This is a genomic window from Streptomyces ambofaciens ATCC 23877 (assembly GCF_001267885.1).
GTDB lineage: Bacteria > Actinomycetota > Actinomycetes > Streptomycetales > Streptomycetaceae > Streptomyces > Streptomyces ambofaciens.
This window is the reverse complement of the sequence record NZ_CP012382.1, coordinates 3,731,491-3,752,452: the sequence shown is the minus strand read 5'-3', so window position 1 is coordinate 3,752,452 and position 20,962 is coordinate 3,731,491. Positions and strand designations below refer to the sequence as shown.

Genomic DNA, 20,962 nt, shown 5'->3' with positions numbered 1-20,962 from the left:
CCCGCCCTGTTTTTTTCCCCTTGTTTCCTTCGTGTACGGGAGCACCGTATGACCCCCACCGTCTCCGCCTCCGGGCTCAGCCTCCACTACGGCCGGACCCGCGCCCTCGACGACGTGTCGCTGCGGCTGACCCCGGGCGTCACCGGGCTGCTCGGTCCCAACGGGGCCGGGAAGACCACGCTGCTGCGGGTGCTCGCCACCGCCGTGCCGGCCGATCGGGGGGCGTTCACGGTGCTCGGGCACGATCCCGGCACCTCGCGCGGGCGGCAGGAGGTGCGGCGGCGGCTCGGGTACCTGCCGCAGACGCCCGGTTTCCACCCCGACTTCACCGCCTTCGAGTTCGTCGACTACGTCGCGATCCTCAAGGAGCTGGCGGACCGTTCCGCCCGGCACCGCGAGGTGCGGCGGGTGCTGGAGGATGTCGATCTGGGAGACGTCCGCGGCCGGCGGATCAAGAAGCTGTCCGGGGGGATGCGGCAGCGGGTCGCGCTCGCGGCCGCGCTGGTGGGCGACCCCGGGTTCCTCGTGCTCGACGAGCCGACCGTCGGGCTGGACCCGGAGCAGCGGATGCGCTTCCGGGAGCTGGTCGCCGGGGCGGGGGAAGGGCGGACCGTGCTGCTGTCCACCCATCAGACCGAGGACGTCGCGATGCTCTGCCACCGGGTGGTCGTCATGGCCGCCGGGGCGGTGCGGTTCGACGGCACGCCCGCCGAACTGACCGCACGGGCCGCCGGGCGCGTGTGGAGCAGCGGGGAGCGGGACCCGGGCGCGAAGGCCGGCTGGCGCACGGGGGCGGGGACCTTCCGCAACGTGGGTGATCCGCCCCCGGGAGCGGAGTTGGTGGAACCCGCACTGGAGGACGGCTACCTGCTCGTCCTCGACGGCGCCGACACGGAGGTGGCCGCATGAGCGCCCTGCAGGCGGACGCGCCCCCCGCCGTGGAGGCCGAGCGGCGCGGTGGCGCGCGGGCCGTGCTCGCGCTCGCCCGGTTCGAGGCGCGCCGGACACTGACGAGCGTGCCCGTCGTCCTCGCCTTCGTCGTGTACGTCGCCTGGATCGTGTGGCGCGGCCGCGCTTCCTTCGACGGTTACCCGGCTCTCCAGGACGCCGACCGCGCCACCCAGGGCATGCCGATGCTCGTCGGCCTGGCGGTCATGGTGAGCACCAACCTCGGGATGCTGCGGTCCCTGCGGCACGGCACCGAGCCCCACTTCGCGGTCCTGGTCGTCCAGCCCTGGCGCCGGACGGCGGCCCACGCGCTGTCCGTCGTGCCCGCCGTCCTGCTCACCGCGGTGTGCGTGGCCGGGCAGTTCACCTGGGATGCGCTCAAGCCGGGCGCGGTCGGGCACGGGTCGCCGGCCGAACTGGCCGTCGGACCGCTGACGGTGCTGCTGGCCGGAGCGCTCGGAGTGCTGGCGGCCCGAGTGCTGCCGTCACCGCTCGCCGCGCCCCTGCTGGTGGTGCTGCTGCTGTTCACCCTCGTGTTCGGTGCGGGACCGAGCGGTGAAGGCGGCACGTCGTGGCTGGCCCCGGTCGTCGCCGCGATCAGCTCGAACACCCTGCCCTCCGACCTGCTGGGCCGGCCCGCCGCCTGGCACGCCCTCTACCTGGCGGGCGCCGGCCTGTGCGCGGCCTTCCTCGCCATGCTCCTCGCCGGCGGGCGGAACCTCGTCGTCCGGGCGGGCGTCGCCCTGGCCCTCGCGCTGGCGGTCACGGGCGGGGTCCTCCAGGCCGGCGGCGTGTCGCCGTCCCCGGAGCTGACCGAGGCCCGCGAGCGCGCCTCGGTGCGGCCGGAGCACACCTGCGTCGAGCACGGCCGCACGACGTACTGCGCCTTTCCCGAGTGGGCGCCCCGGGCGGAGGTCTGGGCCGGTGTCGTGGACCGGGTCCGGGCCCTGACGGGCGGCTCCGCGCAGGACCGGCCGCTCGTCGTACGGCAGCGGATCGAGGCCCGGTACGGCCTGGACAGCGACGCGGCGATCCCCGCGCTGGCCGAGCCGGACCAGGTGACCGTCGGCACCGCCTGGGGCGGCAACCGGGTCCCGGAGTTCTCCAGCGCGGTCGCCGCCGTGCTCGTCGCGGGCTCGGAGGAGGCGGCGGCCGAGGTCTGCGACGGGCGGATGGTCACCGTCATGTGGCTGTCCCTGAGTTGGATGGACGACCCGATGGACGCCCTGCGCCGGGTCCGCCTCGACGACAGTGTGCGGGGCTCCGCGATCGTCCTGGCCCCCACGGAGCCGCTGAGCATGACGGAGGGACAGACGGACGTCGTACGGCGCCTGCTGGAGAAGCCGCCCGCCGGGGTCGGGGAGCGGGTGAAGGCGCACTGGGCCGAGCTGGCCTCGCCGGGCGTCACGACGGCCCGGGCCGCCGAACTGCTGGGCGTGGCGGGGCCGGGGAAGGCCGACTCGTGCGAGGAGTGACGCCGGCCCTGGCCGGCCCGGTGCGGCGCACGCTGCCGTGGCGGGCCCTGCTCGCCGCCGGGGTGCTCGGGCTGCTGGTCGCCGCCGCACCGGCCCTGACGGGTGCGGAGCCGACCCCGTGGCAGACGCTCACCCTGCTGCGCGGCACCGCCCTGATCGGCGCGCTCGGCCTGGCCTTCCTGCTGGACGACCCCGCCCGGCACCTCACCACGGCCGTGCCGACCCGGCGCCCGCTGCGGCAGGCGCTGCGGGTGGCCCTGGTCGCACCGGCCGCCGTGCTGTGGTGGGCGGCCGTCCTGCTGCTCGTCCCCGCCGCGTCCCGGCCCCCGGCCGGCGACATCACCCTGGAGGCGGGGGCGACGGGCGCCCTGGCGCTGGCCGGCGCCGCGGCGGTCGTACGGCTGACGGACGAGGCGCGTCCGGGGCCGGTCGTCGCGGCGGCGCTGCTGCTGGCGGCCGTCCTCGCGCCGCTGCTGACGCCGGAGGACTGGGCGATGTTCACGACGCCCGGCGATCCGCGGTGGTCGCAGGGGCACGACCGGTGGGCGGTGCTCACCGCCGCGGCGGTGACGGTGTGGGCGGCGTGCGGGCCGGAGCCGCTGGGACGGCGGGGTCGTCGGCCGCGCGGCGCCGGCGGACCGGCCTAGCGCGCGCTTCTCAGGTCTCCGTGCGGTACATCAGGTCCGTCTCGTGGGTGACGAACCCCAGGCGCTCGTAGACGGACACCGCCGCCTTGTTGTCGGCGTCGACGTACAGCATCGCCGTGGGCAGTCCCCGCTCCGCCAGGTGCCTGAGACCGATGGTGGTCAGGGCCTTGCCCAGGCCACCGCCCTGCGTGTCGGGGCGGATGCCGAGGACGTACACCTCGCCGAGCCGCTCCTCGGCGTGCACCTTGGTCCAGTGGAAGCCGATCAGCCTGCCGTCCCGCTCGGCCAGGAAGAACCCCGACGGGTCGAACCAGGCCTCGGCCTTGCGGTCGTCGAGGTCCCGCTGGGTGAGGGAGCCCTGCTCGGGGTGGTGGGCGAAGGCGGCGGCGTTCACCGCGAGCCAGGCCGCGTCGTCCCGGCCGGGCTCGAAGGTGCGGACGGTCACGCCCTCGGGCAGCTTCGGGTCCGGCAGGTCCAGGTCGGCCAACGGACGTCGCATCTGCCGCAGTTCGCGGAAGAGGGTCAACCCGAGCACCTGCGCCAGATGCCGGGCGGCGGAGTGGCCGCCGTGCGCCCAGACCCGCAGCCGCTTGCCGGAGGCGGCGAGCAGCGCGGCGCCCAGCGCACGGCCGTGGCCCTGCCCCCGGTGCGAGGGGTGGACGACCAGCTCGGCGGCCGGGGGCTCGATCGGGTCGGTGCCCTCCAGCTGGGCGTAGCCCACGAGAGCGTCGCCGTTCACGGAGAGCAGCAGGTGCGAGACGCCGTCCCGTGCGGGGCCGCGCAGTTGCAGCCGGCCCTGCTCGGACACGGCCTGCTGCCCGTCGCTGCGGGCGGCCTCGGCGAGCAGGGCGAGGACGGCGTCGGTCTGCTCCGGGGTGAGTTCGGCGAGGGTCTCGATCGAGCGGGGGCGGCCGGGCCGCACGGTGTCGTCGCTGGTCATGCGTACGAGGGTAAGGGGCGACCGCGGCAAGCGGCGGCAGCTCAGGAGGAGCAAGGTAAACCAGGATGTAACCCGGAAACCCCTGTCGCGCTACGCGCGTTGACTCTAGGCTGCTGCGCCGGCGAGCCGTCTCCTCAGCGGCTCGCGTCACGCACACCCACAGGGGGGCGCATGCCAGCCACAGCACAGTCGCACCAACCGCGCCGCGGACGCCGTACGAGCCGTCTCCTCGCCGTCGCCGCCACCGTCGTCACCGCCGGCGCGCTCGCCGCGGCGGCACTGCCCGCCTCGGCGAACCCGGGCGGGGGCGAGCGGGGCCACGGGGGCCACGGGCACGGGACCGGCCGCTACCAGGACGTCCAGCTCCTCTCCTTCAACGACCTGCACGGCAACCTGGAGCCGCCGGCCGGCTCCTCCGGCCGGGTCACCGAGGTCCAGCCCGACGGCACGACGAAGACGGTCGACGCGGGCGGCGTGGAGTACCTCGCCACCCACCTGCGCGAGGCCCGCAAGGGCAACCGCTACTCCGTCACCGCGGCGGGCGGCGACATGGTGGGCGCGTCCCCGCTGCTGTCCGGCCTCTTCCACGACGAGCCGACCGTCGAGGCGCTGAACGCCCTCGACCTGGACGTGACGAGCGTCGGCAACCACGAGTTCGACGAGGGCGCCAAGGAGCTGGCCCGCCTGCAGAACGGCGGCTGCCACCCCACCGAGGGCTGCTACACGGACAAGGGGTTCAAGGGCGCCGACTTCCCGTACCTGGCGGCGAACGTCCTCGACGAGAAGACCCGCAGGCCCATCCTCGAGCCGTACTGGGTGTGGAAGCACAAGGGCGTCAAGGTCGGCTTCATCGGCGTGACCCTGGAGGCCACCCCGGACGTCGTCTCGGCGGAGGGCGTCAAGGGCCTGTCCTTCAAGGACGAGGTCGAGACGATCGACAAGTACGCCAAGGTGCTCCAGCGCCAGGGCGTGAAGTCGATCGTCGCCCTGATCCACGAGGGCGGATTCCCGGCGTCGTCCTCCTACAACTACGACTGCGACTCCCCGGGCGCCGGCGACGGCATCTCCGGCCCGATCGTCGACATCGCGAAGAACGTCACGCCCCAGGTCGACGCGCTGGTCACCGGCCACACCCACAACGCGTACGTGTGCACGGTCCCCGACCCGGCGGGCAACCCCCGCATGGTCACCTCGGCCTCGTCCTTCGGCCGCCTCTACACGGACACGACGCTGACCTACGACCGTCGCACGGGTGACATCGCCCGTACGTCGGTGAAGTCGGCCAACCACGTGGTGACGCGGGACGTCCCGAAGGCACCGGACATGACCCGCCTGATCGACCGGTGGGGCACCCTCGCCGCCCCGATCGGCAACCGCCCCATCGGCTACATCGCCGGCGACATCTCCCGTGACGGCACCGAGTCCCCGCTCGGCGACCTGATAGCCGACGCGCAGCTCGCGTACGGCAGGTCCCAGGACCCGGAGACCGACCTGGCCCTGATGAACCCGGGCGGCATCCGCGCCCCGCTGACCCACGCGTCCACGGGCAGCGAGGGCGACGGCGTCGTCACGTACGCCGAGGGCTTCGCCGTCCAGCCCTTCGCCAACACGGTGAACCTCCAGGACTACACGGGCGCCCAGCTCGTCCAGGTCCTCAAGGAGCAGGTGAGCGGCCCGAACGAGGCGGCGCCGAAGATCCTCCAGGTCTCGTCCGGCCTCACCTACACCCTGGACCTGACGAAGACGGGCGCGGACCGCGTGGTCGCGGACTCCATCCGCCTGAACGGCTCGCCCCTCGACCCGGCGGCCACCTACCGCGTCGCGTCGAACAGCTTCCTCGCGGGCGGCGGCGACGGCTTCACGACCCTGGGCGAGGGCGCGAACGAACTAGTCGGCGCGGACGACCTGACGGCGCTGGAGCAGTACCTGACGGCCAACTCGTCGGCGGCCGACCCGATCGCGGTGCCGACGGCGGACCGGATCACGGTCGTGCGGTAGGCCCCGTACGGCCCGGTGCATCGAAGGGGCCCGGTATCCCGCAGCACGTGCGGGGTCACCGGGCCCCTTCCTCTTCCCCCTGCTGCGCCGGGTCAGGCCCGCTTGGGGCCGGTGACGGCCTCTCCGATCACGAAACCCATGGCGGGTCCCTTCGGAACCTCGGCGTCCGTCCCGTAGGGGACTCGTACGACGCCCAGCCAGTCGCCCTTGTCGGGCCGGGGTTCGGTGAGCACCGTGACGGTCCCCTGGGCATCGTGGTCATCGACGATCACGTAGACGGGGATGCCTGCGCGGGCGTACTCACGGCGCTTCCTGACCCGGTCCCGGTCCTCGTTGAGCCTGCCGGGGGAGACCACCTCGACCACCAGCCGGACCGCCGCCGCGTCGACACCCAGCCCGTCCTCGTCCGCGTAGGGTTCCAGATCCTCGGGCGCGACGAAGAGGTCGGGGATCCAGACCTTGCGCCGGGAGACGACGTTGGCGTCCTGATAGGCCGCATACTCGCCCTCTCGCAGAAAACGCACCAGGGCGTCCCGCAGTCGGTTCACGATCCGGGCACGGGGCAGGCGACCGGTGGGTGACACCTCGATGGTTCCCTCGATGATCTCGGCGCGGTAGCCCTCGGGGAGTTCCATGGCCTTCCATGCCTGCCACACGACCTCGTCCAGGCCCAGCCCGTTCTCCGACCCCGTCGTTGAGAACTCGGGCATGGTTTCGGGCCTCTCGTGCGCAAGAGCGGTCATGGTGACCTCACCTCCTCAGGTGTGGGCTGAGCGGGTTCGGGCCACAGGCAGCACCCTCACGCTACGTAGGCCGGCTCGGCCGACCAGGTGAGATGCGGCCGGATCACTCGACCGGGTGGGGGATGCGCCGCCCGCGGCTGACCGCGACCCTCAGCACGTCCTCCAGCGACTCCGTCGCCCTGGTCAGCGCGAACCGCACCGCCCGCTCACCTGCCTTCCGGTCGGCGAGCACGGCCCTGGCTCCCGCGAGTACCTCCTCGCCCGAGTCCAGCTGAGCCGCCTCGATGTCATCGGCGATCCGGGACATCAGGCCGCGACCGTCGTCGGTGCTCAGGTAGCACGGGTTGCCTTCGGGGGTGGTCCAAGGGAGGAGGCGGAGCGGGGGCGTGGGCATGGGTTCCCTCCAGGGGACGGCCGAGCAGGAGCGATTACTTTCAGTGCGTTGATCGTCACTGCTTGGTCGTACTCTGCGAAAGGGGTCTGGCGTTGCCCGGACCGCTGGGCAACAGGGAGGGCGTACATGGCCGAACGGTATGACGGACAGGGTGAGTCGGGGCGCGCGGTGCTGGGCCGGACACTGCGTTTCCTGCGGGAGAAGGAGGGCAAATCCCTGGGACAACTGGCCGATGAGTCCGGGTACGACAAGAGCTATCTGAGCCGGTTGGAGTCGGGGGAGCGGCTGTCCAAGGTGACGGTCATGGAAGACCTCGACAGCTACTACGGCGCCGGCGATCTGCTGGTAAGCCTGTGGAAAGTCGCTCGGATCGACGCCTTCAAGGACAAGTACAGGGAGTTCATGCGTCTGGAGTCGACAGCGCGGGTCATGTACAAGTACACGCCGAACGTCCCGGGTCTGATGCAGACCGAGGACTTCGCCCGAGAGGTGTTGTCCGGGCCCCAGACAACGGAGCGGGACCAGGAGGCAGTGGAGGAGCAGGTCGCGGCTCGCCTGGGACGGCAACTTCTGCTGAGCAAGCGGCCGGCGCCGAACGTCCGCTTCGTCATGGACGAACTCGCCTTCCGCCGTCCCTCAGCCGGACCGGCGACCTGGGAGAACCAGTTGACGCACATCGAAGCGATCGCGCGATGGCCCAACGTCGTCGTACAGGTGCTGCCGTTCGCGGCCGGGATCCACGACTTCATGAGCAAGGGCTCACTGACCCTGCTGTGGCAGCTGGACGGGAGCTCGGTCGCCTACACGGAGGGTGACAGTGGCGGACTGCTGACGGACGATCCGGGAGACGTTCTGCACCACCGTTTGTCCTACGATCGGCTGCGGGACCTGGCGCTGTCGCCGTCGGAATCGCTGACGTTCATCAGGGACGTACTGGAGGAGCACCGATCATGAAGCACACCCCGGACCTCGGCAACGTCACCTGGCACAAGTCGTCCTACAGCGACGGCGGAGACAACAACTGCGTCGAGGTCGCCGACGGCTGCCCCGGCCTCGTCCCCGTGCGTGACAGCAAGGTGCCGGAGGGGCGGGTGCTGGTCTTCGGGGCCGGGGCGTGGGGGGCGTTCCTGGCAGGCATGCGGGGGCGGCCCGCGTAGGCGCCGAACCTCACGGCACCTCCGGCGGGGGCACCGGTGCCCCCGGCAGTCGTACCGTCGCGGTCGTGCCGCCCCCCTCCGCCGGGGTCAGGCTCACCTCGCCGCCCGCCTGCTGGACCGTGCGGGCCACGATCGACAGGCCCAGGCCCGAGCCGGGCAGCGCGCGGGCCGACGGGGAGCGCCAGAAGCGGTCGAAGACGTGGGGCAGTTCGTCGGCGGGGATGCCGGGGCCGTGGTCGCGGACGGTCAGGACACCGTCGGCGAGGCGTACGTCGACGGTGCCGGACGCCGGGCTGAACTTCACCGCGTTGTCCAGGATGTTCACGACCGCGCGTTCCAGTGCGGCCGGTTCCGCCCGTACGTACCAGGGCCGCACGTCGGCCGTGAGGGTCAGCTCGGGGCCGCGCAGGCGGGCGCGGCGCAGGGCGGCGTCGACGACGTCGTGCCAGGCGACGATGACGGCCTTGCCCGCGTGCTGGCCGGTGTCGGGGCGGGACAGCTCCTGGAGGTCGCCGATCAGCGCCGCCAGCTCCGTCATCTGGGCCTTCACCGAGGCCAGCAGGGCCCTGCGGTCCGCCTCGGGGAGGGGGCGGCCGGTCTCCTCGCTGCGGGTGAGGAGCTCGATGTTGGTGCGCAGGGAGGTGAGGGGGGTGCGCAGCTCGTGGCCCGCGTCGGCGATGAGCTGCTGTTGCAGGTCGCGGGAGCTGGCGAGCGACGAGGTCATGCTGTTGAAGGAGCGCGAGAGGCGCGCGATCTCGTCCTCGCCGTCCTCCTCGACGGGGATGCGGATGGTGAGGTCCTCGGTACGGGCGACGTGTTCGACGGCCCGCGTCAGTTCGTCGACGGGGCGCAGGCCGGTCCGGGCCACCCAGAGGCCGGCGGCGCCCGCGCCGACGACACCGGCACCCGCGACGAAGACGAGCACCAACGCCAGGTTGCTGAGGGAGCTGTTCACCTCGCCCAGCGGTCGCGCGGCGGAGACGGCGACGCCCTGCAGATTGGGCACGGGGTAGGTGAAGACGCGGTACTGGTCGCCGTCGGACCCCGTGGCGTCGTGCAGCGCGTCGGAGGACGTGCCCTCGGCCACGGCGTGGTCGGCGTCGGTGAGCGGGACCTCCTCCGTGCCGATGATGAGGCAGCTGCCGCCCTTGCGGTCCACGAGCTGCACGGACGAGCCGAAGGGGTTCTCCTCGTGGGTGACCGGATCGTGGGCGCACAGACCGGTGCGCAGGTTGACGTACTGGCTCACCTGCTGCCCGTCCATGCGGTTCGCCTTCAGGGCCTCGTCCAGCGAGCTGACCAGCACGCTCTTCACCACGAACCAGCAGGCCACGGCCGCCGCCGTCACGGCGAACGCCACCGCCGCCGCCACCAGCAGCGCCAGGCGCGAGCGCAGCGGCAGCGCCCGGAAACGGCGCACCGGTCCCCTCACTCCGCGCCGCCCTGCCGCAGGACGTAGCCGACGCCGCGCACGGTGTGCACCAGGCGCGGCTCGCCCGCCGCCTCGGTCTTGCGGCGCAGGTACATGACGTACACGTCGAGGGAGTTGGAGGACGGCTCGAAGTCGAAGCCCCAGACCGCCTTCAGGATCTGCTCCCGGGTGAGGACCTGGCGCGGGTGGGCCATGAACATCTCCAGGAGCGTGAACTCCGTGCGGGTCAGCTCCACCGGCCGCCCGCCCCGCACGACCTCCCGCGTCGCCAGGTCCATGGTCAGGTCGGCGAAGGTGAGGGTGTCGTCGTCGCCCTGGGCGGCGTCGACCGCCGCCGCGTAGGAACTGCGGCGCAGCAGCGCGCGGATACGGGCGAACAGCTCGTCCAGCTCGAAGGGTTTGACCAGGTAGTCGTCGGCGCCGGCGTCGAGGCCGGTCACCCGGTCGCCGACCGTGTCACGGGCGGTGAGCATCAGGATCGGGGTCAGGTCGCCCGCACCGCGGATGCGGCGGGCGGCGGTCAGACCGTCCATGCGGGGCATCTGGATGTCGAGGACGACGAGGTCGGGCCGGTAGGCCGCCGCCTTCTGGAGCGCGTCGGCGCCGTCGACGGCGACCTCGGTGTCGTATCCCTCGAAGGCGAGGCTGCGTTGCAGGGCTTCGCGGACGGCCGGCTCGTCGTCGACGATCAGGATGCGCTGGGTCTCACGGTCGCGGTCGCCTTCTGCGGGGCTCATGGGCTCGGGTCCTCGGATGCGGTGGGGTACGGGGCTGCCAACGCCTTCAGCGTCGCATGTCCGGGTGTCCGCTCAGCTGTCGGCGCCCGCGCGCAGCGCGGACAGGTCGGCCTTGACGGTGTTGACCGGGATGGCGAAGCCGAGGCCGACGCTGCCCGCACTGGCGGAGGACTCGGTCGCCGAGTACATCGCGGAGTTGATGCCGATGATGTTGCCGTTCATGTCGATCAGCGCGCCGCCGGAGTTGCCCGGGTTGAGGGAGGCGTCCGTCTGGATCGCCTTGTACGTCGTGGTGGACGAGCCGGTGTCGCCGTTGAACTCCTGGCCACCGAACTCGAACGGCCAGCCACCGCCCTGTCCCTGCCCCTGCTGCTGTTGCTGTTGCTGCTGACCCTCGTCCGTCGAGACGGTCACGTCGCGGTCGAGGGCCGAGACGATGCCGCTGGTCACGGTGCCGGTCAGGCCTTCCGGGGAGCCGATCGCGACGACCTGGTCGCCGACCCCGACGCCGTCGGAGTCTCCGAGGGTCGCGGCCTTCAGACCGGAGGCGTCCTCCAGCTTGATCAGCGCGAGGTCCTTGCTGCTGTCGGTGCCGACGACCCGGGCGGTGTACCGCTTGCCGTCGCTGGTCGTGACCTTGACGGAGGAGGCGCCGGAGACGACGTGGTTGTTGGTGATGATCTCGCCGTCACCGGTGATGATCACGCCGGAGCCGGTGGAGGAGCCGGCGTTCGAGGTGGCGCTGATCTCGACGATGCTCGGGCTGACCGCCGCGGCGACCCCGGAGACCGTGCCCTTCTGGCTGGACGGCACCACGTGGGTGCTGGTGGAGCTGGAGGCGACGGTGTCGCTGCCGGTCAGCTCCTGGATGCCGTACGCGGTGCCGCCGCCGACGGCCGCCGCGACGATCGCCACGGCCGCGAGCAGGGCGGCGGGGCCGCGCCGGACCGTGCGCTTCCCGCGCGGCCGGCCGGGCTGCCCCTCCGGGAAGCCGGCGGCGGGCGGCTGGGCCGGCGGGGGCGGCCACTCGGGGCTGACGGGAGAGGAGGCGTGCTGCTCGGTTCCCGGGTACGGGTTCGCGTGCTCGTACTCGCCGTGGTGGCGGAGGCTCTCGGTCATGTTCATGAGCCTCCCGCCCGAGGATGAGAGCGGTCTGAGTGCTGCCTGAGAAGCCCGGCAGAACCTCGTATGCCCGATGTAAAGGCGCCCGCCGGGCGGGTCCTACGCGCAGCCGCAGGACTGCCGTACGACCAACTGCGACGGGAACACCTTCAGCCGCTCCCGCCGGGAACCCGCCACCCGCAGGCCGTCGTCCAGGACCAGGTCCACGGCCTCCCGCGCCATCGCCGACCGGTCCGAGGCGACCGTCGTCAGCGGCGGGTCCGCCAGGGCCGCCTCCTTGATGTCGTCGAAGCCGGCCACCGCCAGCTCGCCGGGGACGTCGATGCGCAGCTCGCGCGCCGCGCGCAGCAGGCCGATCGCCTGGTCGTCGGTGGAGCAGAAGATCGCGGGCGGACGCTGCGGCCCGGAGAGCAGCTCCAGCGCCACGCGGTACGCGTCGTAGCGGTTGTACGGCGCCTCGAAGAGCCGGCCCTCGGTGGAGAGCCCGGCCTCCTTCATCGCCCGCTTCCAGCCCTCGACGTGGTCGGAGACCGGGTCGCCGACGGACGGGGTCTCGGCGGTGCCGCCCATGCAGGCGACGTACTCGTACCCGTGCTCCAGCAGGTGGCGTACGGCGAGCTGGGCGCCGCCGAGGTCGTCGGTGACGACGGCGACGTCGTCGATGGCCTCGGGCCGCTCGTGCAGCAGCACGACCCGGGCGTCCCAGGCGTCGATCTCGGCCGCGGCCAGGTCGTTCAGGGCGTGGCTGACCAGGATCAGGCCGGACACGCGCATGCCGAGGAAGGCGCGCAGGTAATGGACCTCGCGCTCGCCGACGTAGTCGGAGTTGCCGACGAGGACCATCTTCCCGCGCTCGGAGGCGGCCCACTCGACCGCGTGCGCCATCTCCGCGAAGAAGGGCTGGCGGGCGTCCGGCACGATCAGGCCTATGAGGTCCGTGCGCCGCGACGCCATCGCCTGGGCGACCCGGTCCGGCCGGTACCCCAGTTCCTTGATCGCGGCGAGGACGCGCTCGCGCGTGGCCGGGGCGACCGGCCGGGGTCCGTTGTTGATGACATAGCTGACGACGGCGGTGGAAGTTCCCGCCAGCCGCGCCACATCATCCCGAGTCACCTTGGCCACGCGCGGAGTCTACGCGGATGGATGCGCCCCGGGCAGGGCGTATCACCCCTTGGTTCATACCTTGGTCGAAGCCGCTCCCGCCGTGGTGTCCGCCTGCGCCGCCGGCCGGGCCTCGGCCTTGGCGTCCTCGGCCGCCCGCTCGGTCTTCTGGGGCTTCTCGGGCTTCTCCGGCGTGACGAAGCGGTAGCCGACGTTGCGGACGGTACCGATCAGCGACTCGTGCTCTGGGCCCAGCTTGGCGCGCAGCCGCCGGACGTGCACGTCGACCGTGCGGGTGCCGCCGAAGTAGTCGTACCCCCACACCTCCTGGAGGAGCTGGGCGCGGGTGAAGACCCGGCCCGGGTGCTGGGCGAGGTACTTCAGCAGCTCGAACTCCTTGAAGGTCAGGTCCAGGACCCGGCCCTTGAGCTTGGCGGAGTACGTCGCCTCGTCCACCGACAGGTCCCCGTTGCGGATCTCCATGGGGGAGTCGTCGCCGACGATCTGCTGGCGGCCCATGGCGAGGCGCAGCCGGGCCTCGACCTCGGCCGGACCGGCGGTGTCGAGCAGCACGTCGTCGATGCCCCAGTCCGCGGTGACGGCGGCGAGGCCGCCCTCGGTCACGACGAGGACCAGCGGACAGCTGAGCCCCGTGGAACGCAGCAGCTGGCACAGGCTGCGCACCTGGGGAAGGTCGCGGCGCCCGTCGACGAGGATCACGTCGGCGCCGGGGGTGTCGACGAGGGCGGGGCCCTCCGCGGGCGCGACACGGACGTTGTGCAGCAGCAGGCCGAGGGCGGGAAGCACCTCCGTCGACGGCTGGAGGGCGTTGGTCAGGAGCAGCAGAGAACTCATCGCGCCCCACCTGCCCGGGTCGTCCTGAGGTCGTGCACGGTTCGCTCGCCCATAACGTCTGGTTCCTCCTCGGTCCCTGCGAGGACGTTTACGGCACTGCTTCGTACAGGTGCGGATCCCGTGCCCGTGGGGCCCGCTGCACGGCCGGGAGGTGAACGCCCGGCGATCGCTCGGCGACCCCCCGGCAACGCTCCCGGAAGCACAAAAGGACCCGGGGGCTACGTTGCCCGAGTCCTCTGCCCAGCAGAATAGCCGACATGAGCAACCGTCGGGCAGATCATGTGGCGCGTCCCACCTTTCGTCCGCATCCCGAGACGCCCCGCGGGACGCCGCGCCGCACGCGCTCACGCACCTTCCTGCGCGCGTCCGACGGGGTGCCGATCGACGCCGTGTACGAGCCCGGCGCGTCCGGCCGCGACGCCCCTGACCTGGTCTTCGTCGTCGCGCACGGGTTCACGGGCGACGCGGACCGCCCGCACGTACGGCGGATCGCGGAGGCCTTCGCGCACCACGGCGCGGTGGTCACGTTCTCCTTCCGCGGGCACGGCGCGTCCGGCGGACGGTCGACCGTCGGCGACCGCGAGGTGCTCGACCTGGCGGCGGCGGTCGCCTGGGCCCGCAGCTTCGGGCACGCGCGCGTGGTGACCGTCGGCTTCTCCATGGGCGGTTCCGTGGTGCTGCGCCATGCCGCGCTCCACGGCGACGGGAGCGGCTCGGGCACGGACGCCGTCGTGTCGGTGAGCGCCCCCGCCCGCTGGTACTACCGGGGGACGGCACCGATGCGCCGGCTGCACTGGCTGGTGATGCGGCCCACGGGGCGCCTGGTGGGCCGCTACGGCCTGCGCACCCGTATCCATCACCGGGACTGGGACCCGGTGCCGCTGTCGCCGGTGGAGGCGGCGGGGCGGATCGCGCCGACGCCGCTCCTGGTCGTGCACGGGGACCGGGACGGCTACTTCCCCCTCGACCACCCCCGGATGCTGGCCGAGGCGGCCGGTGACCACGGGGAACTCTGGGTGGAGCCGGGGATGGGCCACGCCGAGCACGCGTCCGGCGAGGAACTGCTGCGCAGGATCGGCGACTGGGCCGTGGCCCGGGCGGGCTAGCCTGGCGGTGTTCACCGCCGATCGGCACGGACGCCGGTCGGCACCGGAGACGAAGGATCCAGATGGCAAAGGTCACGGTGCGCTACTGGGCCGCCGCGAAGGCCGCGGCGGGGGTGGCCGAGGAGCCGTACGAGGCGGCCACGCTCGCCGACGCGCTCGGCGCGGTGCGCGAGCGCCACCCCGGCGAACTCACGCGCGTACTGCTGCGCTGCTCGTTCCTCGTCGACGGCGATCCCGTGGGCACCCGCGGGCATGAGACGGTACGGCTGGCCGACGGCGGCACGGTCGAGGTGCTCCCGCCGTTCGCAGGAGGGTGAGCATGACCGACCAGCCGCAGCAGCCGTACGACCCCGCGTACGGGCAGAACCAGCCGTACGAGGGACACGAGGGGTACGACGGGCGGGGGTACGCCCCCCAGGCCTGGCCCGCGCATCAGCAGCCCCAGGGGCAGCAGGCGTATCAGGACCAGCAGGGGTACGACGAGGACCCGAACGCCGCCCAGTACACGCAGCAGTGGCAGGGGCAGACCTGGGAGACCCAGGTGCAGCCGCCGGTCCCCGCGGAGGAGACGGCGTACCTGCCGCCCCAGGGCTACCAGGAGCCGACGGCCACGCCGTACGGGACGACCGGCGGCTACGCGCCCCAGCCGCAGCAGTACGCGCCGCAGCCGCAGGGTTCGCAGGGGCAGCAGTACGCGCCGCAGCCGCAGGCTTCGCAGGGACAGCAGTACGGGTCGCAGCCGCAGGCTTCGCAGGGGCAGCAGTATGCGCCGCAACCGCAGCCGTACGGGTCGCAGCCGCAGCCCTATCCGTCGCAGCCGCACGCCTACACTCCCCAGGCCCAGGCCCAGGCCCAGGCCCAGGCCCAGGCCCAGGCCCAGCCTCAGCCGCAGGCCCGGCGTCGGCCCGGCCCTCAGCCGTACGAGCCCTCCGCGCCGGCCGCCGCCTCCGCGCCGGCCGCCGGCCCCGCTCCGGCCGCCGGCCCCTCCGCCCCCGCCGGTTACGGTCCCGCGACCCTCGCCGGGAACACGCGGGTCACCGACGCGCAGCGGGCCCGTGCCGAGGGGCGCTCGCCGATCATCGACCCGGGGATGCAGCCGGCCGGGCTCACCGCGCTGCTCGGGCTGCTGCTGGCCGGCGCGGCGGCGCTCGGCACGTACGCCCTGCTCGTCCCGCTCGTCGCCCTCCAGGCCGTCACCGCGGCCGGCTGGTTCCGCCTGAACGGCATGTGGCCGGCCCGGCAGGGCATCGCGCTGGGCTTCGCGGGCGCCCTCGCCGCCGACGCGGCGATGCTGGTGTCGGACCGCTCCCCGGCGGCGATCCTCGGCACGCTCGGCGTGTGGGTGCTGCTCTCCCTCGTCCTGCAACTGCGCTCGCACGCCGACCCCGACGAGCGGATGTACGGCCTGATGGCGACGGTCGCCGCCGCGGCCCTGGCCGTCGTCGCGGGCGGCTACCTCGCCGCCGACGCGGACGCGGTGACCGTCGGCGCGGTCGCGGTGGCGGTCGCCGTCGTGGCCCGCGCCCTGCCGCTGCCGACGCCGGCCTCCCTGGTCGTCGCGTTGCTCGCGGCGGCCGGGGCGGGCATCGCGGTCGGCGCGGTGACGGACTTCGGGACGTCGGGGGCGCTGCTCGGCGCGGGCGCGGCGGTGTGCGCGCTGATCGGGCACCGGGCGGCGGCCTACGACTACCCGTCCCGGTTCGTGCACTTCACGGCGGGTGTGGCCCTGCCCCTCGCGGCCGCGGCCCCGGCCGTGTACGTGCTCGGCAGGGCCCTCGGCTGAGCCGCCCCGGGGTGCTCGCGCCTCCTGTCACAGCTGATCGACAAAATCCCGGTGGCCCGTTCCGGTCGCGTTACCCTCGCGCTGGACGGCCACCGGTCGTCGGGGACCGTCGTCGACCGCCCAGGGTGGGGAACACCGCATGCGAGCACTGCGAATACTGTTGATCGTCGTCGTGATCCTCGGCGGGCTCTTCGTGATCGCGGACCGCGTGGCGGTCAACTTCGCCGAGGGCGAGGCGGCGGACAAGCTGAGGACCACCGAGAACCTGGCCTCGACGCCGGACGTCTCGATCAACGGCTTCCCCTTCCTCACCCAGGCCGCGGCCGGCGAGCTCGACGACGTCGAGGTCGGCATCGACGACTACGAGGCGTCCACCGGCAACGGCGCCGAGAAGATCCGTATCGGCGAGCTCCGCGCCACCCTGAGGGGCGTCGCGTTCTCCAGTGACTTCAGCTCCGCCACGGCCGCCACCGCCACCGGCACCGCGACCGTCGGCTACGACGAGCTGATGAAGGCCACCAAGTCCGAGCCCACGGACATCGGCCCCGGGATCACCGCCAAGGTCGTGGGCCTCTCCGACGGCGGCGACGGCAAGATCAAGGTGTCGCTCCAGGCCACGGTGCTGGGCGTGGAACTGCCCGAGCCGGTCGACGTGCTCAGCTCGGTCACGGTCAAGGACGACAACGTCGAGGTCGTCGCCGACGGACTGCCCGAGGTCGGCGGCAGGCAGCTCGCCGAGTCCCGGATCCGGGCCATCACCGACTTCCAGCAGACCATCGACGAGCTGCCCGGCGGCATCGCGCTGGACAAGGTCGAGGCGGCGAAGGACGGCGTCGAGATCACGGTGAAGGGTTCGAACGTCGAGCTGGCCGGGTAGGACGAGGACCGGCCGCCGGAAAGGCGGCCGAGTCCGACAGGCGAGACGCCGACGTCCGTACCGCAGATGGCGCCCCGGAAGTCCCGTTCGGAGACCGCCCGGCGGCACCCCGAGGCCCGCCCGCGTCCCACGTTGCGGACGATCCCGTCTCATCATGCGACACGCCGGTGACATCGCCCGCCGACCCTCCCTACGATCGGGACCTATGAAGCGACAGGCGGATCTCACGAAGCGGCGGGCAGTGGACCTGTGCCGCGTTGCCGCCATGCTCTGTCGCGCCTTCTGAGCGGACGGCGAAGCCGCCGGCCGCGTCCCCCTCACCCGCCCTGCTGTCGAGGGCACCCGCGCGCCGCCCCGGCATGAGCGCGCACCCTCTCGCCGCACGCCCCGCCGTAACTGCCCCGGAGGAGAAAACATGAGCCGCAGCGACGTCCTGGTCGACGCCGACTGGCTGCAGGACCACCTGGACGACCCGACCATCGCGATCGTCGAGGTGGACGAGGACACGTCCGCGTACGACAAGAACCACATCAAGAACGCGATCCGGATCGACTGGACCCAGGACCTCCAGGACCCGGTCCGCCGCGACTTCGTCGACCAGGAGGGCTTCGAGAAGCTCCTGTCGAAGAAGGGCATCTCCAACGACCACACCGTGGTCCTCTACGGCGGCAACAACAACTGGTTCGCGTCCTACGCCTACTGGTACTTCAAGCTGTACGGCCACGACAACGTCAAGCTCCTCGACGGCGGCCGCAAGAAGTGGGAGCTGGACGCCCGCGAGCTGGTCGACGGCACCGAGGTGCCCGAGCGCCCGGCGACCGACTACAAGGCCAAGCCGCAGGACACCTCCATCCGCGCCTTCCGCGACGACGTCGTCAAGGCGATCGGCGCGCAGAACCTGGTCGACGTCCGCTCGCCCGACGAGTTCTCCGGCAAGCTCCTCGCCCCGGCCCACCTCCCGCAGGAGCAGTCGCAGCGCCCGGGCCACGTGCCCAGCGCCCGCAACATCCCGTGGTCGAAGAACGCCAACGACGACGGCACCTTCAAGTCGGACGAGGAGCTGAAGCAGCTCTACACCGACGAGCGGGTGGACCTGGCGAAGGACACCATCGCCTACTGCCGCATCGGTGAGCGCTCGGCCCTGACCTGGTTCGTCCTGCACGAGCTGCTGGGCGTGGAGAACGTCAAGAACTACGACGGCTCCTGGACCGAGTACGGCTCCCTCGTCGGCGTGCCGATCGAGCTCGGCGCCGCGAAGTAAGCACCCCGACCGACCTTTCCCAACCCCTCAGGAGTACGACATGTGCGGAGCGAAGGCCGGCGGCCCCGACGCCTCGACGATCAAGCCCGGTGAGACCACGATCCAGGGTCAGGTGACCCGCGACGGCGAGCCGGTGACGGGCTACGTCCGGCTGCTGGACTCCACCGGCGAGTTCACGGCGGAGGTCCCCACCTCGGCGACGGGCCAGTTCCGGTTCTACGCGGCCGAGGGCACCTGGACCCTGCGGGCGCTCGTCCCGGGCGCCAGCGCCGACCGCACGGTCGTCGCCCAGCAGGGCGGGCTGGCGGAGGTCGCGATCGCCGTCTGACGGCAGGCGACGGCCAGGGGCCGCACCCCACGGGTTGGACGCCCGGGGTGCGGCCCTTCGGCACGCCCGGACCTACGCTGGACGTATGTACGCGCGGCGGCGGCACCGCTACTTCGTGATGATGGGCATCTGCATCGCGCTGTTCGTCCTGGCCTGGGGCGTCGTCCGCCTCTGGTCGGTCCCGGCCGCCGTCGGCATGTGCCTGGTCGCCATGGTCATCCCCCCGCTCGCCGCGATCGTCGCCAACCGCCGCGGCCCCGACGACCGCTGGTGGGACGACCCCTCCGGCGACCCCGGGTCCGACGAGTGGTGGGACGAGCTGGACGGCAAGAAGGGGCCGCGGCGCCAGGACCGGCCCTGAACCCCGTCCGGCCGCTGCCGGCGCCGATCGGAGTTCCCGGGCCCGCCGGTCAGTAGACCAGCGCCTGCGTGTCGTCCCCCAGCGCCTCCTGGATGAAGACCTGCGCGCCCGCGATCCGCACGCCCTCGATCACGTCCTGCTCGGTGAGGTCCCGGCGCGCCGCGCACTGGGTGCACAGCGTCACCCGGCCGCCGGCCAGGATCGAGTCCAGCAGATCGGGGAGCGGGGCCGCGTGCGGCAGCTCGAATTCGGCCGCCCGGCCCGGCACCGCGAACCAGGCCGACTCGCCGGTCAGCCACAGGGAGACGTCGACGCCGCTGGCCACGGCCACCGCCGCCACCGTGAACGCCTGCGAGCACCGCTCGGGGGCATCCGCCCCCGCCGTCACCTTGATCACGAGCTTCTTCGCCATGGCCGCATGGTACGGCCGCACCGCAGGGCCCACCTCGCCCGGTGGGCCCGGGCCCGGCCGCGTAAGCTGGGCCCCGGCCCTGTGCGTGTAGCGCACGCACCGCACTCCGCATTACCGAGGAGCACCCCGTGGAGATCTTCTTCGAAGCCCTGCTGGTTCTGGTCTGCGTCGGCGTTCTCGCCTTCGCGGGGCTGACCGTGAAGAAGCTGTACCAGGGCCAGCGCTGATCCCCCACGCCAGGAAGTTCTGCTCATGATCGAGATCCCGTCCGACCTCCACAAGGACCTCGTCCCGCTCGTCTTCCTGCTCGGTGACTGGGCGGGTGCGGGCGTGCACGACTTCCCCGGCGCCGAGAAGTGCAACTTCGGGCAGGAGGTCTCCTTCAGCCACGACGGCCGGGACTTCCTCGAGTACCGGTCCCACACCTGGGTCCTGGACCAGGACGGCAACAAGGTCCGCCCCCTGGAGTCCGAGCACGGCTTCTGGCGCGTGGACGCCCACCGCAAGGTCGAGGTCACGATGACCCGCGACGACGGCGTCATCGAGATCTGGTACGGCGAGCTGGCCGACCAGAAGCCGCAGATCGACCTGGTCACGGACGCGGTGGCCCGCACGGCCGCCTCGCGCCCCTACACCGGCGGCAAGCGCCTGTACGGGTACGTCAAGAGCGACCTGATGTGGGTCGGCGAGAAGCAGACCCCCGAGGTCGAGCTGCGCCCCTACATGTCGGCGCACCTGAAGAAGGTCGTCACCCCGGAGGACGTCGAGCGCTGGGCCAAGGCCCTGCCCGACGACATGCCCGACGACGGCATCGCTTTCTTCAAGTAGTCCTAGACTCTCGGGTGTGGTGAGCACCGACTGGAAGAGCGACCTCAGGCAGCGCGGCTACCGGCTGACCCCGCAGCGGCAGCTGGTGCTCGAAGCCGTCGACACCCTGGAGCACGCGACCCCCGACGACATCCTCGGCGAAGTGAGGAAGACGGCGTCGGGGGTCAACATCTCCACCGTCTACCGCACGCTGGAGCTCCTGGAGGAGCTCGGGCTGGTCAGCCACGCCCATCTGGGGCACGGCGCGCCCACCTACCACCTCGCCGACCGGCACCACCACATCCACCTGGTCTGCCGGGACTGCACCAACGTCATCGAGGCCGACCTGTCGGTGGCCGCCGAGTTCACCGCCAAGCTGCGGGAGCAGTTCGGGTTCGACACCGACATGAAGCACTTCGCGATCTTCGGCCGGTGCCGGGACTGTGCCCGGAAGGGCTCGACCACCGAGTCGTAGGCT

Annotated in this window: 24 protein-coding genes; 15 read left to right on the top strand and 9 right to left on the bottom strand. The window is 72.5% G+C overall.

Annotated elements, in window-relative coordinates:
- Positions 1-48 precede the first annotated feature (48 nt).
- From SAM23877_RS16700 to SAM23877_RS16690, 3 genes are read left to right on the top strand one after another with little or no spacing between them, the layout of a single operon-like run.
- Positions 49-909, top strand: coding sequence for an ABC transporter ATP-binding protein (locus tag SAM23877_RS16700; RefSeq protein ID WP_053133370.1), 861 nt, complete (start codon positions 49-51; stop codon positions 907-909).
- Entirely contained in the window at positions 906-2,423 is a 1,518-nt protein-coding gene (locus SAM23877_RS16695; protein ID WP_053133367.1) for a hypothetical protein, read from the top strand. The genes SAM23877_RS16700 and SAM23877_RS16695 overlap by 4 nt, the downstream gene beginning before the upstream one ends.
- Positions 2,411-3,070, top strand: a complete 660-nt coding sequence (locus SAM23877_RS16690) for a hypothetical protein (protein WP_053133364.1) — start codon at positions 2,411-2,413, stop codon at positions 3,068-3,070. The genes SAM23877_RS16695 and SAM23877_RS16690 overlap by 13 nt, the downstream gene beginning before the upstream one ends.
- Positions 3,071-3,080: 10 nt before the next feature.
- Here the strand turns inward: SAM23877_RS16690 and mshD are convergent, their stop codons facing one another.
- The gene (gene mshD / locus SAM23877_RS16685; protein WP_053133361.1) at positions 3,081-4,010 is read right to left on the bottom strand and encodes a mycothiol synthase; all 930 of its coding nucleotides are present in this window, start codon (positions 4,008-4,010) and stop codon (positions 3,081-3,083) included.
- A 171-nt stretch (positions 4,011-4,181) separates the two neighbouring features.
- Between mshD and SAM23877_RS16680 the strand changes: the two genes are divergently transcribed.
- The gene (locus SAM23877_RS16680) at positions 4,182-6,008 is read left to right on the top strand and encodes a bifunctional metallophosphatase/5'-nucleotidase (protein ID WP_053133358.1); all 1,827 of its coding nucleotides are present in this window, start codon (positions 4,182-4,184) and stop codon (positions 6,006-6,008) included.
- A 92-nt stretch (positions 6,009-6,100) separates the two neighbouring features.
- On the opposite strand, the gene SAM23877_RS16675 is transcribed toward SAM23877_RS16680, so the two are convergent.
- Together SAM23877_RS16675 and SAM23877_RS16670 are read right to left on the bottom strand one after the other, a co-directional pair.
- On the bottom strand, positions 6,101-6,751 hold the full coding sequence (locus SAM23877_RS16675; RefSeq protein ID WP_053133355.1) for a Uma2 family endonuclease: 651 nt from the start codon (positions 6,749-6,751) through the stop codon (positions 6,101-6,103).
- Positions 6,752-6,854: 103 nt separating this feature from the next.
- Positions 6,855-7,145, bottom strand: coding sequence for a hypothetical protein (locus SAM23877_RS16670; protein ID WP_053133352.1), 291 nt, complete (start codon positions 7,143-7,145; stop codon positions 6,855-6,857).
- Positions 7,146-7,271: 126 nt separating this feature from the next.
- Here SAM23877_RS16670 and SAM23877_RS16665 point away from each other — a divergent pair, with 126 nt between their 5' ends.
- Positions 7,272-8,099, top strand: coding sequence for a helix-turn-helix domain-containing protein (locus tag SAM23877_RS16665; RefSeq protein ID WP_053133349.1), 828 nt, complete (start codon positions 7,272-7,274; stop codon positions 8,097-8,099).
- Complete coding sequence (locus SAM23877_RS16660) at positions 8,096-8,302, top strand: DUF397 domain-containing protein (RefSeq protein WP_053133346.1); 207 nt, start codon at positions 8,096-8,098, stop codon at positions 8,300-8,302. Before SAM23877_RS16665 ends, SAM23877_RS16660 begins: the two co-directional genes overlap by 4 nt.
- A gap of 10 nt (positions 8,303-8,312) precedes the next feature.
- Here the strand turns inward: SAM23877_RS16660 and SAM23877_RS16655 are convergent, their stop codons facing one another.
- The 5 genes from SAM23877_RS16655 to SAM23877_RS16635 form a co-directional block, all read right to left on the bottom strand.
- Positions 8,313-9,734 carry a sensor histidine kinase gene (locus tag SAM23877_RS16655; RefSeq protein WP_053133343.1) on the bottom strand — a complete coding sequence of 474 codons (1,422 nt, stop codon included), beginning with the start codon at positions 9,732-9,734 and terminating at the stop codon, positions 8,313-8,315.
- Positions 9,731-10,471: a response regulator transcription factor gene (locus SAM23877_RS16650; protein WP_053133340.1), complete on the bottom strand. Its 741-nt coding sequence runs from the start codon at positions 10,469-10,471 to the stop codon at positions 9,731-9,733. Before SAM23877_RS16650 ends, SAM23877_RS16655 begins: the two co-directional genes overlap by 4 nt.
- Before the next feature lie 72 nt (positions 10,472-10,543).
- A complete protein-coding gene (locus SAM23877_RS16645) occupies positions 10,544-11,596 on the bottom strand; it encodes a S1C family serine protease (protein ID WP_053133337.1) in 1,053 nt (350 codons plus the stop codon).
- A gap of 96 nt (positions 11,597-11,692) precedes the next feature.
- Positions 11,693-12,715, bottom strand: a complete 1,023-nt coding sequence (locus tag SAM23877_RS16640) for a LacI family DNA-binding transcriptional regulator (RefSeq protein ID WP_079030253.1) — start codon at positions 12,713-12,715, stop codon at positions 11,693-11,695.
- 54 nt (positions 12,716-12,769) lie between these two features.
- Positions 12,770-13,549, bottom strand: a complete 780-nt coding sequence (locus SAM23877_RS16635) for a winged helix-turn-helix transcriptional regulator (protein WP_053133332.1) — start codon at positions 13,547-13,549, stop codon at positions 12,770-12,772.
- Between the two features lie 257 nt (positions 13,550-13,806).
- Here SAM23877_RS16635 and SAM23877_RS16630 point away from each other — a divergent pair, with 257 nt between their 5' ends.
- From SAM23877_RS16630 to SAM23877_RS16600, 7 genes are all read left to right on the top strand, one after another.
- Positions 13,807-14,655, top strand: a complete 849-nt coding sequence (locus SAM23877_RS16630) for an alpha/beta hydrolase (protein ID WP_079030252.1) — start codon at positions 13,807-13,809, stop codon at positions 14,653-14,655.
- 62 nt (positions 14,656-14,717) lie between these two features.
- Positions 14,718-14,972 carry a MoaD/ThiS family protein gene (locus SAM23877_RS16625; RefSeq protein WP_053133327.1) on the top strand — a complete coding sequence of 85 codons (255 nt, stop codon included), beginning with the start codon at positions 14,718-14,720 and terminating at the stop codon, positions 14,970-14,972.
- Positions 14,973-14,974: 2 nt separating this feature from the next.
- Positions 14,975-16,438: a hypothetical protein gene (locus SAM23877_RS16620; protein WP_053133325.1), complete on the top strand. Its 1,464-nt coding sequence runs from the start codon at positions 14,975-14,977 to the stop codon at positions 16,436-16,438.
- A 139-nt stretch (positions 16,439-16,577) separates the two neighbouring features.
- Positions 16,578-17,315 carry an LmeA family phospholipid-binding protein gene (locus SAM23877_RS16615; RefSeq protein WP_053133322.1) on the top strand — a complete coding sequence of 246 codons (738 nt, stop codon included), beginning with the start codon at positions 16,578-16,580 and terminating at the stop codon, positions 17,313-17,315.
- Positions 17,316-17,730: 415 nt separating this feature from the next.
- Positions 17,731-18,576 (top strand): sulfurtransferase, encoded by an 846-nt coding sequence (locus SAM23877_RS16610; protein WP_053133320.1) that lies wholly within the window; start codon positions 17,731-17,733, stop codon positions 18,574-18,576.
- Between the two features lie 40 nt (positions 18,577-18,616).
- Positions 18,617-18,904, top strand: coding sequence for a DUF1416 domain-containing protein (locus SAM23877_RS16605; protein WP_053133316.1), 288 nt, complete (start codon positions 18,617-18,619; stop codon positions 18,902-18,904).
- Positions 18,905-18,989: 85 nt separating this feature from the next.
- Positions 18,990-19,265: a DUF3099 domain-containing protein gene (locus SAM23877_RS16600; RefSeq protein WP_053133313.1), complete on the top strand. Its 276-nt coding sequence runs from the start codon at positions 18,990-18,992 to the stop codon at positions 19,263-19,265.
- 49 nt (positions 19,266-19,314) lie between these two features.
- Here the strand turns inward: SAM23877_RS16600 and SAM23877_RS16595 are convergent, their stop codons facing one another.
- Complete coding sequence (locus SAM23877_RS16595; RefSeq protein WP_053133310.1) at positions 19,315-19,677, bottom strand: DsrE family protein; 363 nt, start codon at positions 19,675-19,677, stop codon at positions 19,315-19,317.
- Positions 19,678-19,929: 252 nt separating this feature from the next.
- Between SAM23877_RS16595 and SAM23877_RS16590 the strand changes: the two genes are divergently transcribed.
- Both SAM23877_RS16590 and SAM23877_RS16585 read left to right on the top strand, forming a co-directional pair.
- Entirely contained in the window at positions 19,930-20,505 is a 576-nt protein-coding gene (locus SAM23877_RS16590; RefSeq protein ID WP_053133307.1) for a heme-binding beta-barrel domain-containing protein, read from the top strand.
- 16 nt (positions 20,506-20,521) lie between these two features.
- Positions 20,522-20,959, top strand: a complete 438-nt coding sequence (locus tag SAM23877_RS16585; RefSeq protein WP_053133304.1) for a Fur family transcriptional regulator — start codon at positions 20,522-20,524, stop codon at positions 20,957-20,959.
- Positions 20,960-20,962 lie beyond the last annotated feature (3 nt).